The organism is Vibrio sp. M260121 (assembly GCF_036533715.1).
In the GTDB taxonomy this organism is placed as follows: Bacteria; Pseudomonadota; Gammaproteobacteria; order Enterobacterales; family Vibrionaceae; genus Vibrio.
In genome coordinates this window covers 1-14,171 of sequence record NZ_JATABF010000054.1, presented here as the reverse complement: position 1 = coordinate 14,171, position 14,171 = coordinate 1, and the positions used below count along the sequence as shown (strand labels likewise).

Annotated in this window: 11 protein-coding genes; 9 read left to right on the top strand and 2 right to left on the bottom strand. The window is 46.2% G+C overall.

What is annotated here, in order from left to right; all coding sequences use genetic code 11:
• Positions 1-49 precede the first annotated feature (49 nt).
• From codB to QTO06_RS22355, 7 genes are all read left to right on the top strand, one after another.
• Complete coding sequence (gene codB, locus QTO06_RS22385; protein ID WP_331409862.1) at positions 50-1,288, top strand: cytosine permease; 1,239 nt, start codon at positions 50-52, stop codon at positions 1,286-1,288.
• 9 nt (positions 1,289-1,297) lie between these two features.
• Complete coding sequence (locus QTO06_RS22380) at positions 1,298-2,575, top strand: cytosine deaminase (RefSeq protein ID WP_009704790.1); 1,278 nt, start codon at positions 1,298-1,300, stop codon at positions 2,573-2,575.
• A 177-nt stretch (positions 2,576-2,752) separates the two neighbouring features.
• A complete protein-coding gene (locus QTO06_RS22375) occupies positions 2,753-4,858 on the top strand; it encodes an LruC domain-containing protein (protein ID WP_331409859.1) in 2,106 nt (701 codons plus the stop codon).
• A 12-nt stretch (positions 4,859-4,870) separates the two neighbouring features.
• Positions 4,871-5,371, top strand: coding sequence for a hypothetical protein (locus QTO06_RS22370; protein WP_039842154.1), 501 nt, complete (start codon positions 4,871-4,873; stop codon positions 5,369-5,371).
• Positions 5,372-5,510: 139 nt separating this feature from the next.
• The gene (locus QTO06_RS22365; RefSeq protein WP_331409857.1) at positions 5,511-5,810 is read left to right on the top strand and encodes a hypothetical protein; all 300 of its coding nucleotides are present in this window, start codon (positions 5,511-5,513) and stop codon (positions 5,808-5,810) included.
• Positions 5,811-5,865: 55 nt separating this feature from the next.
• Positions 5,866-6,696 carry a sulfurtransferase gene (locus tag QTO06_RS22360; protein WP_331409856.1) on the top strand — a complete coding sequence of 277 codons (831 nt, stop codon included), beginning with the start codon at positions 5,866-5,868 and terminating at the stop codon, positions 6,694-6,696.
• A gap of 21 nt (positions 6,697-6,717) precedes the next feature.
• Complete coding sequence (locus QTO06_RS22355) at positions 6,718-9,009, top strand: bifunctional diguanylate cyclase/phosphodiesterase (protein ID WP_331409854.1); 2,292 nt, start codon at positions 6,718-6,720, stop codon at positions 9,007-9,009.
• Between the two features lie 41 nt (positions 9,010-9,050).
• Here the strand turns inward: QTO06_RS22355 and QTO06_RS22350 are convergent, their stop codons facing one another.
• Together QTO06_RS22350 and QTO06_RS22345 are read right to left on the bottom strand one after the other, a co-directional pair.
• The gene (locus QTO06_RS22350) at positions 9,051-10,346 is read right to left on the bottom strand and encodes a glycoside hydrolase family 18 protein (protein ID WP_331409852.1); all 1,296 of its coding nucleotides are present in this window, start codon (positions 10,344-10,346) and stop codon (positions 9,051-9,053) included.
• Between the two features lie 126 nt (positions 10,347-10,472).
• Positions 10,473-11,474 carry a sugar-binding transcriptional regulator gene (locus QTO06_RS22345; protein WP_221071657.1) on the bottom strand — a complete coding sequence of 334 codons (1,002 nt, stop codon included), beginning with the start codon at positions 11,472-11,474 and terminating at the stop codon, positions 10,473-10,475.
• Between the two features lie 464 nt (positions 11,475-11,938).
• Here QTO06_RS22345 and tal point away from each other — a divergent pair, with 464 nt between their 5' ends.
• Both tal and QTO06_RS22335 read left to right on the top strand, forming a co-directional pair.
• A complete protein-coding gene (gene tal / locus QTO06_RS22340; protein WP_005425862.1) occupies positions 11,939-12,889 on the top strand; it encodes a transaldolase in 951 nt (316 codons plus the stop codon).
• Between the two features lie 125 nt (positions 12,890-13,014).
• The coding region (locus QTO06_RS22335) for a transketolase family protein (protein WP_331409849.1) at positions 13,015-14,171 on the top strand (1,157 nt) is incomplete at its 3' end.

The following is a 14,171-nucleotide window of genomic DNA, read 5'->3' as shown; positions in this document are numbered from 1 at the left end:
AGAAATTGGGATCTACAATTTGTTTTAATTTTTCTTTGCGGAGGTAAAAATGGCTGCGGACAATAACTACAGTCTTGGACCGGTTCCTAACACTGCCAGAAAAGGCGTGGCATCATTAACCATGGTTATGTTGGGGCTCACTTTCTTCTCCGCAAGCATGTGGACGGGCGGCTCGCTCGGTACTGGCCTTTCTTTTGATGATTTCTTCCTCGCTGTTCTCATTGGTAACCTAATCCTCGGCATCTACACTTCTTTTCTTGGTTACATCGGCGCTTCTACTGGTCTCTCTACTCACCTCCTTGCTCGTTTCTCTTTTGGCTCTAAAGGCTCTTGGCTTCCTTCCGCTCTTCTTGGCGGCACACAAGTTGGTTGGTTTGGTGTTGGCGTGGCAATGTTTGCTATTCCAGTAAACAAGGCAACAGGCATCGATACAAACACGCTTATCATCATTTCTGGTCTATTAATGACTGCGACGGTTTACTTCGGTATCTCTGCGCTTATGGTGCTATCTGCGATTGCAGTACCAGCAATTGCGTTACTCGGCGGATACTCGGTAGTAGAAGCAATAAACAGCGTGGGTGGTGTGGCTGAACTACAAAAAGTACAACCAGCACAACCTATCGACTTTTCAGTGGCACTAGCAATGGTCGTTGGCTCATTCGTCAGCGCGGGTACCCTGACTGCGGACTTCGTACGATTCGGCAAAAAGCCAAAAGGTGCGGTGATGGTCACTATGGTGGCGTTCTTTATCGGTAACTCACTGATGTTCATCTTCGGCGCAGCAGGCGCTGCGGTAACTGGCCAATCAGACATTTCCGAAGTGATGATCGCTCAAGGTCTTCTAATCCCAGCTATCATCGTGCTTGGTTTGAACATTTGGACAACCAACGACAATGCGCTTTACGCGTCGGGCCTAGGTTTCTCAAACATCACTGGTTTGCCAAGCAAATACATCTCTATGGCGAACGGTTTAGTAGGTACATTGTGTGCACTATGGTTGTACAATAACTTTGTAGGCTGGTTAACCTTCCTATCGCTTGCAATTCCACCAATTGGCGGCGTAATCATTGCGGACTTCTTCATGAACCGTAAACGTTACACAGATTTCGCAGCAGCAGAGTTCCAAACGGTTAACTGGGCTGGCATTATCGCAGTGGCGATTGGTGTTGCAGCTGGTCACTTCCTTCCGGGAGTGGTTCCTGTAAACGCAGTACTGGGCGGCACAATCAGCTACCTGATTCTAAATCCTATTCTTAATAAAAAGACACTGGCACAACAGCCAGCGTAAGGAACCATCATGACAACACTATTGATCAAGAACGCAACGCTTAAGGGACAGGAAGGTCTCCAGCAAATTTTGATTGAGGATGGTCAATTCAAGCGTATTGAAGACAATAATGTAGAACTAAATTACACAGGTGATGTTCTTGATGCGGAGGGCGGCATGGCTGTCGCACCTTTCTGTGAGCCGCATATTCACCTAGACACTACCCAAACCGCCGGTGAGCCGAGCTGGAACATCTCCGGTACGCTTTTCGAAGGCATCGAACGTTGGGCCGAGCGCAAAGAGACGCTGTCGATTGAAGACGTGAAATCACGCGCTAAGCAAACTCTGAAATGGCAAATTGCAAACGGCGTACAACACGTTCGTACCCACGTTGACGTTTCTGACCCTACCCTTATTGCTCTAAAAGCAATGGTAGAAGTTCGTGAAGAAATGAAAGAGTGGGTAGACATTCAAATCGTTGCGTTTCCGCAAGAAGGTATTCTGTCTTACCCGAATGGTAAAGAGCTTCTAGAAGAGGCGGTTCAGCTAGGTGCTGACGTTATTGGTGCAATCCCTCACTTTGAATTCACTCGTGAGTACGGCATCGAGTCTCTGCACTACGTTTTCGAGCTGGCGCAAAAATACGACCGTTTGATCGACGTGCACTGTGATGAGATCGATGACGAGCAATCACGCTTTGTTGAAACGCTTGCAGCACTAGCGCATAAGTTCAACATGGGCCACAAGGTAACCGCCAGCCATACAACGGCGATGGGCTCTTACAACGGTGCGTACGCATCTCGCCTATTCCGTTTGCTGCGCATGTCTGGTATCAACTTCGTTGCAAACCCATTGGTGAACATCCACCTTCAAGGCCGCTTCGATGATTACCCGAAACGTCGTGGTGTGACTCGTGTGAAAGAAATGCTGAATGCCAACATCAACGTATGTTTTGGTCACGATGATGTATTTGACCCTTGGTACCCACTAGGCACAGCAAACATGCTGCAAGTTCTGCACATGGGTCTGCACGTATGTCAGGTAATGGGTTACGACCAAATCAACAACTCACTGGATCTGATCAGCACCAATTCAGCACGTACACTGAACATTCAAGACAAGCACGGCATCGAAACAGGTAAGCCAGGTAGTTTACTGATCCTTCCTGCAGAAAATGGTTTTGACGCAGTACGTCGCCAAGTTCCGGTTCGCTACTCTGTTCGTCACGGTAAAGTGATTGCAGAAACACAACCAGCGACAACACACATTCACCTTGGTGAACAAGAGCAAGTGACCTACAAACGCTAATCACTGAGCTTCAAATCATTCCCCAAAAGCCCAACTCGATGTTGGGCTTTTTTCTCATTTTGACAATCAGATTTAAAACCTTTCTTTTTACAAATATTAACTTCATAAAATTCAACAACTTAAAAGCTGGCACATTCCTTTCATTGCATATATCACGAACCAATGAGAGGGCGAATTATGAAAAGGACATCACTACTACTTGGGTCTCTAATAGCGAGCGCTTATGCACAAGCGGCGCCATTTGACACATGCCCAAGCAAAGCATACCTATTCCAATCAACCCCGGTTCAAATCTATGGCGTCAATTTGGTTACAGGTTCTACGACTCTTTTAGAGGACGACACAGGTTTGGCTTCGGGCATTAACGGCGTAGGCTTTAACTTCACTGACCGTTATATCTACGGATACGACACCACAAACAAAAAGATTGTTCGTCTTGGTCAAGACTTCCAAGCAGAGACGCTTGATGTTTCGGGTCTTCCTACCGACCACACATTTTACGTAGGTGACGTTTACAACCACGTCTACTACTTGTACCGCAAAGGTAAAGGACTTTTCTCCATTGACCTCTCTCCGCTCGATTCTGATCCAAATGCGACATTAAGCATCGTGAAAATTAGCTCTACAGCGACGGTGAACCTAACCGACTTTGCATTCCATCCAGGCGACGGATCCCTATACGGCATCGACAATAATTCTGGAGTGCTGTACCAGTTCAACCCATCGAATGGTAATACGACTGCGATAGGTGACACTGGCGAGCTAGGCACATTTGGTGCTGGGTACTTCGATGTAAACGGCAACTACTACGTGTCACGTAACCAAGATGGCAAAATCTATCGTGTTGACCTTTCGGAAGGTAACGCAGCCAATATCGCAGCAGGTATCGTTCCTTCGGTTGAGTTTGTATCCAACGGTCCAAGCTCAAGCCAAAATGATGGCGCACGTTGTGCAAACGCTCCAGTGATTGACGAAGACGAGCCAATCGATTTTGGTGATGCTCCAGACAGCTACCACACAACACTTGCGTCAAACGGTCCTCGCCACGAGGTGGACGGTGTAACTTGGCTTGGTTCCGTCGCTCCAGATGGTGATGCCGACGGTCAAGCAAACGACAACTCTGTGGGCACAGCTGATGAAGATGGTGTTGGTTTTGTATCCGCACTTGACCCAGGCTTAAGTTCAATTGTGAATGTGACGGCTTCCACTTCTGGCTACCTATCAGCATGGTTTGACTGGAACCGCGATGGTGACTTTGATGATGAAGGCGAACAAGTCTTTGCTGACCAATTACTGTCTGCGGGTAATAATCCCCTACCGTTTGTAGTTTCAACCGCTGCAACGGAAGGTTCAAGCTGGAGCCGATTCCGCTTTAGCCAACAAACCGGATTAAACTACGATGGTGGTTCGACATCTGGTGAGGTGGAAGATTACCCAATCACCATCACTGGTAATGGTTACTCAGTGGAATATTTCCCGAGTGCAGAAGATTACGCCACCGTGGCTTATGAAGATAATTGGCCATACACCGCAGACTACGACATGAACGATGTGGTCGTGAAATTCCGCATCACTGAAACCAGTCTTGCTGGTCATGTTGAGAATATTCAAATTACTGGTGACCTAGCGGCTTACGGCGCAAGTTACAAAAATGGCTTCGCAATCCGACTACCGGGTGTACTGAGAAGTTCGATTGAAAACGGATTAACAACGCTATCCTTCAATGGTGTAGAACAGGCATCTAATGGTTTGGAAAGTATTTCTGATGAAGCAATTTTCATCATCAGTGAAGACTTAAGCACACACGCGGCGAGCAGCTGTAGCTACTTCCGCACAGAGTCTGGCTGTGATGATAACGTCTCACTCACCTTTACCTTGAATGTGTACTTCACTGAAGGATCTGACCGTTCAGCCATTCAAGCCATGCCATACGACCCGTTCATCTTTGCAACACCGGGCACTTACCATGGCGAAGGTATTACTTTCCAACCAGGGCGTAAGTGGGAAGTTCACTTAGCAGACCAAGCACCAACAGAACAGTTTGATGACCAAAACCTCTTCGGTGTCGGCGTCGATGCAAGTGACCCTGCACAAGGTGTGTACTTCAAAACAGCAAACAACTTACCTTGGGCACTGTTAATAGTAGAAGATTGGGATTGGCCGCTAGAGCGTGTAGACATGGTCGATGCATACCCTCAATTCCAAACTTGGGCTGAGTCTGGTGGCGAACTAAGCACAGATTGGCACACCGCTCCAACAACTAACAAATGCTACATTCCATAGGGAGATAACATTATGAAAGCACTTATCACAATCATCATGGGATTAGCACTAACAGCTTGTGGCGGAGGCGGTGGAGGCGGAGGTGGTGGTAACAGCACACCTCCACCAACCCAAACCACCGTGCCAGAGGAAGATACTACCCAGCAGGAAGAAACTACCGAAGAAGAGACGACGGTAACAGTAGAAGATGCAACCATGCAGGATCTAGTAGTACCGGATGACTTTAGCTACAACCCAGTGACGGAAGGTACGCTCAATGTAGACATCAGTGGTTTCTCTTCGCAACGAGCACACCTAAGCGTGTACAAAGAGTTTGTCGAGAACAGTTCAGGTAACTACGATGCAAGATACCCAAGTAAAGTCGCATCGGTTCCACTCAACAACGGTACAGCAAATGTCGACTTTAATGTCTCTGATAGCCAAGGTAGCCTGCTTGTTGAGATTTGGTTCTATGACGGTAGTGACCCAATTCAGAAAGTGATTACTTCTGGAGACAACACTTGGACCATGTAACTGGGTAAATTGAAGGCATAGCGAAAGCTGCCTTTCAGAATAAATCTTCAATCTTTAACTTAAAAATCGCATCGTTCTTTTGAACATGCGATTTTTTTGTTGTAAAACAGTAGGATTAATCATCGAGCGGGAAAACACGTTGGACAACCCGAAAACCTTCATTTTGGTCTTTGTTGCTGCCATCGTCGCATTATGTTTGGCTCTGTGGCTAACATCTTCTGATGAAACACAAACCATCACCGCAAAAGTGATTTCAAATACCCTGACACAATCCCTCGATGGGCAAAGACGCTATCTCACCGTCGAATCAGAGGTACTCGGAACAAAGCGTGTTGCAGTTCCAACCTCTGTCCATTGTCCTGAAGGTGCCTTAGTGACATTCAACCAAGCTACGGATTCACTCTTCGAGCAACCGCCCACGTTTTTAAATTGCGAATGAGCCTACTCTTCCAATTCATGTCAAACGTCATACTACTTTGAGGAAATGAAAAACAATGCAAGCACTGATCAGTACTGATGAACTCAATAGCCTTCTCGGCCAACCTAACGTCAAGCTCCTCGACGCTAGTATTGCGTTTCAAATCCCTTCTGAAGGTAAAAAGATCCAAGATAAGTGGATTCCAAACACTTTACGCTTTGATTACGACAATGACTTTTGTTTACCCGGTTCCTCCCTGCCGCATATGATGCCAACAGAAGAAGGCTTCAACCAAAGTGCGCAAGAACTCGGTTTGAACAACGAAGACTTGATTGTGGTTTATGACAACTCAGGCACTTTAGCCGCACCAAGAGCTTGGTGGATGTTCAAGGCCATGGGGCATAGTAATGTTCGAGTCTTAAACGGCGGGCTTCCCGCTTGGATTGAAGCTGGATTACCTGTCGAAAGTGCCCTATCGCAACCAAGCGAAAAAGGTAACTTTGCGGGGAAGCTCAACCAAAATGCCTTTTTGAGTGCACAAGATGTTCTTGCTCATTCGAATAACCAAAGTGCAAACATCATCGACGCAAGAGCCAAAGCTCGTTTCCTTGGTGAAGTGCCAGAACCACGAGAAGGGCTACGCAGTGGGCATATTCCAAATTCGGTTTGCTTACCGTTTCAAGAACTCTTAAGCAACGGTCACATTAAACCGAATTCAGAGTTGCAACAGATATTTAGCGCACTAACAATAGATAGTGATAATTCAATCATCTTTAGTTGTGGCTCCGGTGTAACCGCATGCATTTTGTTACTAGCGGCGTATCAAATTGGTCTGGACAACCTGTCGGTGTACGACGGTTCCTGGACCGAATGGGGTGCAGACCATTCTCTACCTATCGAGCGTTAAGATCAGGAGCAGTAAAGCGATATGATCGGCATAAAGAAGAACATTTGGACGCTCTACATGACGCTGTTTGCGATAAGTGTGGGTTTGTTCTCTCTGTTTGGTCATTATCATTACGAAGCAACTCTCGATAAGTACAAAGATAAGCAGCTCTTACAATTAGAGCTATTTGCTTCCTCCGTCGAGTCTTTGTTCAAAGGACAAGAAACGCTGTTAGAAGTAGTTGGGCATCAACTGATAGAGCAAAACGACTTCACTCGAACGGCTTCCCTACAAATGCGTCCCTTGCTTGATGATTTGATGGATATCCACCCTGCTATCGCCGCTTTTGGCCTGACTAACCCTGAGGGGGATTATCTGGCCATCAGCTCTAATCTGGATTTACAAAAGCTACAAAACCTCAGGCAAGATCCTCAAACCAAAGGGACATTCGAAGCTGCACTTCAGGCCCAACACATGGTGGTTGGCAGAACCTATTTCATGCCCGCACTCGATTCATTAGTGATCCCTATCCGAAAGGCAATTCGAAATAAGAATGGGGATGTAATAGCAGTAATGACAGCGGGGTTTAACATGAACTCCTCCTTAGTGTTCAGAAACGACGTGCATGCCAATAAACACAATCGCGTGTCATTAGTTCGTGAAGACGGTTACCTTACTTTTACCTCAGCGGAGCAATCTAATCTATTCAGCTATACGCTCCCTGCAGATGGATATAGAAAAGCGATTGTCTTTGAGCAAGTCGAGAGAAAGTACGGCTGGAGCCGCGATACAGTAAAGAGCCTATCAAGTGCGGTAAACATTGTTGCCGATGACCCAAGAATCAATCAACTGGTGACACTCAAGTATTTACCTGATTACAAACTTTGGGCTTCCTCTTCAACCGATCTACGCTACATCCAACGTGGCTTCTTCGATCAGTTTGCTCTCTACTCCATCGTTTTCCTTTTTATCCAAGCAGGTTTCTATGCTCTGGTTCGCTCAATTGCGAATAACGAGCTCGCAACGCGACAAAAGCTGCTTTATCAGGCGCATCATGATCATTTAACACTGCTACCTAACCGTGAATATCTAAGAGCACACATCACAAAATGGCTGAATGAAACTTCAGATCCATTTGCTTTGATGTTCATTGATATCGATAACTTCAAATCAGTAAACGACACACATGGCCATGAATTTGGTGACGAAGTGCTTAAGCAAATAGCGCTGCGCTTGAAGAGTTTCGACAGTGAAGACCGATTGATTGTTAGAGAGGCGAGCGATGAATTCATCTTACTTGTCAATCAAACAGACGACAGCGTAGTAAGGACGCTAGCAAGCGATCTTATTCATTACCTATCCGAACCTTACATCGTTCACGAAAACCAGTTCCTTCTCAGTTCTAGCGTCGGTGTTGCGCTCTATCCTTCGCATGGCAAAAGTTTGGATGCGCTACTTCGCTCAGCGGATATCGCCATGTATCAAGCCAAAAAGGATCGTAACGCTTACAGTATTTTCGACCAACAAATGCAAGCGAAGCACCTCCATAAGATGAAGATAGAGCAACGTTTAAGGCTCGCTATCGAAAGGCAAAGTTTGTTTTTGGTGTATCAGCCACAGTTGAACAGAGATGGTGAAATCTATGGCGTTGAGGCGCTTGTTCGCTGGCAAGATGAAGAGCTTGGATTTGTACCGCCAAACGAGTTCATTCCGGTCGCCGAGAGCTCAGGTTTGATGGTGAGACTCGGCGAGTTAATCATAGAGAAAAGTTTCGTCGATATGGCACGTTTAACAGGGCGTGTAAAACAATCTATCCAGATGTCGATTAATATCTCGGTCAAACAATTTATCCAAGTCAACTTCATTGAGGATCTAGTGGCCATGATTGATAGACATAAGGTAAAACACAGTCGCATCACACTGGAAATTACTGAGAACCTGTTCATCGAGGACCTCGAAAAATTTGCGCCAATTTGCCAACGTCTACATTCGCTAGGCTTTAAGCTCTCTCTGGATGACTTCGGTACTGGCTACTCTTCCCTTTCGATGCTTAAAGCGTTGCCAATTGATGAAGTCAAAATCGATAAGAGCTTTGTCGATAACATTGAGAACGATGAAAAAGCACTGAACATGGTGCAAAACATCATTGCGATTGGTAAAAACTTTGGGATGAAGGTGCTTGCTGAAGGTGTAGAAACTCGCCATCAACGTGATCAACTTACTGCTTGTGGGTGTGATTTGATTCAAGGCTACTTCTATTCCAAACCACTCCCTTTCGAACAGTTGGTTAGCTTTGCTGAAGAGAACCACAACGAAAAAGCCGTCGAACAATAACGACGGCTTGATTTACGTAGCTATAGCGTAAGGGACAGAGACTAGTTTTGCATTTCCTTATACATCACTTCGACTAACTCTCCTTTCGGATCTCCTGACAGTTCCCATGTAAAGATTCCACCTAAGTTAGATTGTTTCGCCCAGTCTGCTTTGGCTTTGATAGAGCGCTGATCTTCAAATGAGATAAACACCTTTTTGTCTGGGTTCCAAAGGTAAGGCGCTTGAGCTTGCTCATCATATTTATACTCATATCCTTGTTTCGCACTGTAGTTCTTCATCAGATCCCAGAACATGAAGTAGCCATTCTCACCAGTACCAAACTGCGCGCCTTTCTCTGACAATAAGTCTTGAGTTGGCAAACCACCGGCAAAATCTTTAGTTCCTTGCCAACCGCGACCATAAAACGCCGCACCAATCACTAGCTTTTCACTAGGAATACCCAGCTCAATCATTTGATTAATGAACACGTCTGCGCCCATTCCCCACCAACTGCGGTCGGTCGCATGTAGGTTAGTCGTATGCCCTGTCTGTTGCCCCCAACCGCCAAGGAAGTCGTATGTCATCGCAAACATGTTGGTTAGGTAAGGCTGCGCCGCTTTCCAGTCTATACCTGCTGCTTTAGGACCAACACCCACCGCTGTTGAAAGCTCGTAATCGCGCTTGGTCTTTTTCGCTAACGCATCTAGATCACCACGCATGGTTTTAACTAGGTAAGTGAAGGCATCACGCTCTAGTGCTTTTTGCTCATCTGTCAGCTTGGTATCTGGATTCCAAGGAGACGTAGTCAAACCGCCACCACCTGGATATTCCCAGTCCAAGTCAATGCCATCAAAAAAATCGTACTTTGCAATCAACTCGACCGCCGTTTTAGAGAACTGATCCATTGCTTGCTGGTTTTTAGCCATAGCGTGGAAAGGTTCAGACATGGTCCAGCCGCCAAAAGAAGGAAGAATTTTTAGATCAGGATGTTGCATCTTAAGTTCGGCCAATTGGGCGAAGTGCCCTTTATATGGAACGTCTACAGAGACCGGACCAAAATCTTTTTCAAGGGCCGCCTCGGTATCAACCAAAATCGCCGTATACGGTTCTTTGCCTTCACAGTGCTTTGCAACCAGCTTTTGAATATTTTCCGAGGCACCAGTGTGAGGACCACACATACTTAAAAATGCGTAGATAATGTGAGTTAGGTTATCAGCCGGAATGTCTTTAACCGTGTATGGGTTGTCTGCATTTGCGTACTGCCAATCAGCAAAATAGCCTGCCACGACTTTTTGCTCAGCTTGTGCAATACCTGTAAGCCCCGTAAATAATGCAGCTGCGAGAAGTGTCTTTTTCATAATTTCCTCCAGAGTAATCAACTACAAATTACCCCTGAGGATTATTTTTAACTTGGAAACGAAATCAGGCTGCGAGTCATTTATAAATCCTCACAGCCAAATTACATTAGTTGCATATTATTTGTGCTAAACCTCTGATGTGCTGTTGCCATGCATCTGCTCATCTAAGTTAAGAACCGTTAATGCGTTACTTACACTAGTTGCAATCACATCAATGGCTCCAGTTCTTAAAGCCCCAAGTAGCGCCAATGGCTTACTGTTTTCTGCTGCAATCGCAATCACTTCTGCAATTGGACGAAATTCTTCAATACCTAAGCCGATGACTCGGTCACTCATTACTGTGTTTGCTACATTGCCGTGGATGTCAAAGAAGTCATAACCCGCAAAGTCCCCTACGACGCCTTGCATCAAACGGGATTGCACCACTTCATCTGGAGTAAACCAGCCAAGGTCAACCATGTAGCTGTTTTCACTCATATCACCGATACCAACAAGAGCGACATCCGCCTTGCGCGCCAAGTCCAGAGTCTGTTTAACCGTGGCGTTTTGCATGAAGGCGACCTTCTGCTCTCGGTTCTCAGCGTAAGCCGGTGCATAAAGGGTTTCGGAGGTTCCGCCGTATTTCTTGGCAAACTGTCGACAAATGTGGTCGGCGTTAAACATACCGCCACGAGGGTGAATCCCGCCGATACCGCACACAAACTTACAATCGCGCGGCGTAATAACACCAATGTGGTGAGCCACAGAAGATACGTTACGCCCTTGCCCTACCGTCACCACCATGCCGTTCTTTAAGGTACTCGTCAGGTAGTTAGAGACCAAACCAGAGACTTGGAGACGCTGCGCTTCTTCATTAGGTTGATCCAAAGCGACCAACGCTCGCTTCACACCAAAGCGTTCGATGAGACGCTGCTCTATCTTCGCGCTAAACACTGGGTGATATTTTACGGTAATCTCTACAATGCCTTCATCACGAGCCTGCTTCAGCATTCGCCCTACTTTGGCCCGCGATATGGAAAACTTTTTCGAGATCTCTTCTTGGGTCGCACCGTCTTGATAATAGGCAACGGAGATCTCCGTTAGTAAATCTGTGCTTTCAATAGAAATGTCTTGATTAGAACTGCTCATGTTTTTCTCGCCCTTTTAGAGGATCGACATTGTATGCATTAGTGAGCATCTGCTCATTGACTTAGCATATGTTACCTTCCAATTTTACTGCGACATTTGCTCACTGCAATGACATTTTCTCACTACGTAATTTTATTAATGTCAGCACTGCTCAAGCCTTGAACAATAAGGGCAAACGTTTATTTCGGCCATGCTCTGAACACACAACAAAAAAACGTTGATGAACATCACTTAAAGTCGGTTTCCACGATTGACTTTCAGCATGGATAGGATAAATATGGATTCATCATTTACTCAGCTACCGATCAAATGTTCATGGCAAATGTTCGGTACCGAAATTTTCCGTAGTTGGCTGAGCAGATGTCTCGTTAAATATGATGAGACGATTAGCCGACACGCTTGCAAATGCACAAGCTGTGGTACTCAAAACCACACTTAAGCCCATTTATATAGGATGATCGATTATGAGCAACAAGTTAGAGCAACTTCGTAAACTAACAACTGTAGTAGCGGACACTGGTGAAATTGACGCAATCAAAAAGTACCAACCTGAAGATGCAACAACGAACCCATCTCTTATCCTAAAAGCGGCTCAAATCGAAGAGTACGCACCTCTAATCGACGCTTCTATCGAATACGCAAAAGCACAAAGCAACGACAAAGCACAACAAGTACAAGACACTTGTGACATGCTTGCAGTAAACATCGGTAAAGAGATCCTAAAAACTATCCCTGGCCGTATCTCTACAGAAGTAGATGCTCGTCTTTCTTACGATACAGAAGGCAGCGTTGCTAAAGCTCGCCAGCTTGTAAAAATGTACAACGACGCAGGCATCACTAACGACCGCATCCTAATCAAACTGGCTTCTACTTGGGAAGGCATCCGCGCTGCAGAGATCCTAGAGAAAGAAGGCATCAACTGTAACCTAACGCTTCTATTCTCTTTCGCGCAAGCTCGTGCATGTGCTGAAGCAGGCGTATTCCTAATCTCGCCATTCGTTGGCCGCATCATGGACTGGTACAAAGCAAAAGAAGGTCGTGACTTTGAAGCTTCAGAAGATCCAGGTGTAATCTCAGTAACCGACATCTACAACTACTACAAAGACTACGGTTACAACACAGTTGTTATGGGCGCAAGCTTCCGTAACATCGGCGAGATCCTAGAACTTGCTGGCTGTGACCGTCTAACTATCGCTCCTGCTCTTCTTGCTGAGCTAGAAGCGGCTGAAGGCGAAGTTGTAGAGAAACTGGTTGATTCTAAAGGTTCTAAAGAGCGTCCAGCTCCAATGTCTCACGCTGAGTTCCTATGGGAGCACAACCTAGACGCAATGGCTGTTGAGAAAGTAGCTGAAGGTATCCGTAACTTCGCGGTTGACCAAGGCAAACTAGAAGACATGATCGCAGCTAAGCTTTAATTGCTTACCAAAAGCGAGTAGCCAGCCTACTCGCTTTTAGCATCAGCGCTTTATTCAAAAAATTCTATTTGAACTTGTTCCGACGAGTTCCCTCTATTTAAATCAAATATCGAGAAGTAACTACTATGGATCGTAAATACCTTGCAAATGCAATCCGTGCACTAAGCATGGACGGTGTTCAACAAGCTAACTCTGGTCACCCAGGTGCACCTATGGGTATGGCTGACATCGCTGAAGTACTTTGGCGTTCTCACCTAAACCACAACCCATCAAACCCAGAGTGGGCTGACCGCGACCGTTTCGTACTGTCTAACGGCCACGGCTCTATGCTTATCTACTCTCTACTGCACCTTGCAGGCTACGAGCTATCTATCGACGATCTTAAGAACTTCCGTCAGCTTCACTCTAAGACTCCTGGTCACCCAGAGTACGGCTACGCACCAGGTATCGAGACAACAACGGGTCCTCTAGGTCAAGGCATCACCAACGCTGTTGGTATGGCGATGGCTGAGAAAGCACTTGCGGCTCAGTTCAACAAAGAAGGCCACGACATCGTTGACCACTTCACTTACGTATTCATGGGTGATGGCTGTCTGATGGAAGGTATCTCGCACGAGGCATGTTCTCTTGCAGGCACACTAGGCCTTGGCAAACTGATCGCATTCTGGGATGACAACGGCATCTCTATCGACGGTCACGTTGAAGGTTGGTTCTCTGACGATACACCTAAGCGTTTTGAATCTTACGGCTGGCACGTAATCCCTGCTGTAGATGGTCACGACTCTGAAGCGATCAACGCAGCAATCGAAGCGGCAAAAGCAGATCCACGCCCTACACTTATCTGTACTAAAACTATCATCGGTTTTGGTTCTCCAAACAAATCTGGTTCACACGACTGTCACGGTGCGCCACTAGGTGCTGAAGAAATTGCAGCGACACGTAAAGAACTAGGTTGGGAGCACGGTCCTTTTGAAATTCCGCAGGAAGTCTACGCAGAGTGGTCAGCGAAAGAAGCAGGCGCAGCTAAGGAAGCAGCGTGGGACGAGAAATTTGCAGCTTATGAAGCAGCGTACCCTGAGCTGGCAGCTGAATTCAAACGCCGCGTAAACGGTGAACTACCAGCTGAGTGGGAAGAGAAAGCAAACCAAATCATTGCTGACCTTCAAGCAAACCCAGCAAACATCGCGTCACGTAAAGCATCTCAAAACGCACTAGAAGCGTTTGGTCAAATGCTTCCAGAATTCATGGGCGGCTCTGCTGACCTAGCGCCTTCTAACCTAAC

What these genes read in the sequence shown, in the direction of transcription:
- codB (WP_331409862.1), top strand. Translation starts at nt 50, where the DNA reads ATGGCTGCGGACAATAACTACAGTCTTGGACCGGTTCCTAACACTGCC.
- QTO06_RS22380 (WP_009704790.1), top strand. Translation starts at nt 1,298, where the DNA reads ATGACAACACTATTGATCAAGAACGCAACGCTTAAGGGACAGGAAGGT.
- QTO06_RS22375 (WP_331409859.1), top strand. Translation starts at nt 2,753, where the DNA reads ATGAAAAGGACATCACTACTACTTGGGTCTCTAATAGCGAGCGCTTAT.
- QTO06_RS22370 (WP_039842154.1), top strand. Translation starts at nt 4,871, where the DNA reads ATGAAAGCACTTATCACAATCATCATGGGATTAGCACTAACAGCTTGT.
- QTO06_RS22360 (WP_331409856.1), top strand. Translation starts at nt 5,866, where the DNA reads ATGCAAGCACTGATCAGTACTGATGAACTCAATAGCCTTCTCGGCCAA.
- QTO06_RS22355 (WP_331409854.1), top strand. Translation starts at nt 6,718, where the DNA reads ATGATCGGCATAAAGAAGAACATTTGGACGCTCTACATGACGCTGTTT.
- QTO06_RS22350 (WP_331409852.1), bottom strand. Translation starts at nt 10,346, where the DNA reads ATGAAAAAGACACTTCTCGCAGCTGCATTATTTACGGGGCTTACAGGT.
- QTO06_RS22345 (WP_221071657.1), bottom strand. Translation starts at nt 11,474, where the DNA reads ATGAGCAGTTCTAATCAAGACATTTCTATTGAAAGCACAGATTTACTA.
- tal (WP_005425862.1), top strand. Translation starts at nt 11,939, where the DNA reads ATGAGCAACAAGTTAGAGCAACTTCGTAAACTAACAACTGTAGTAGCG.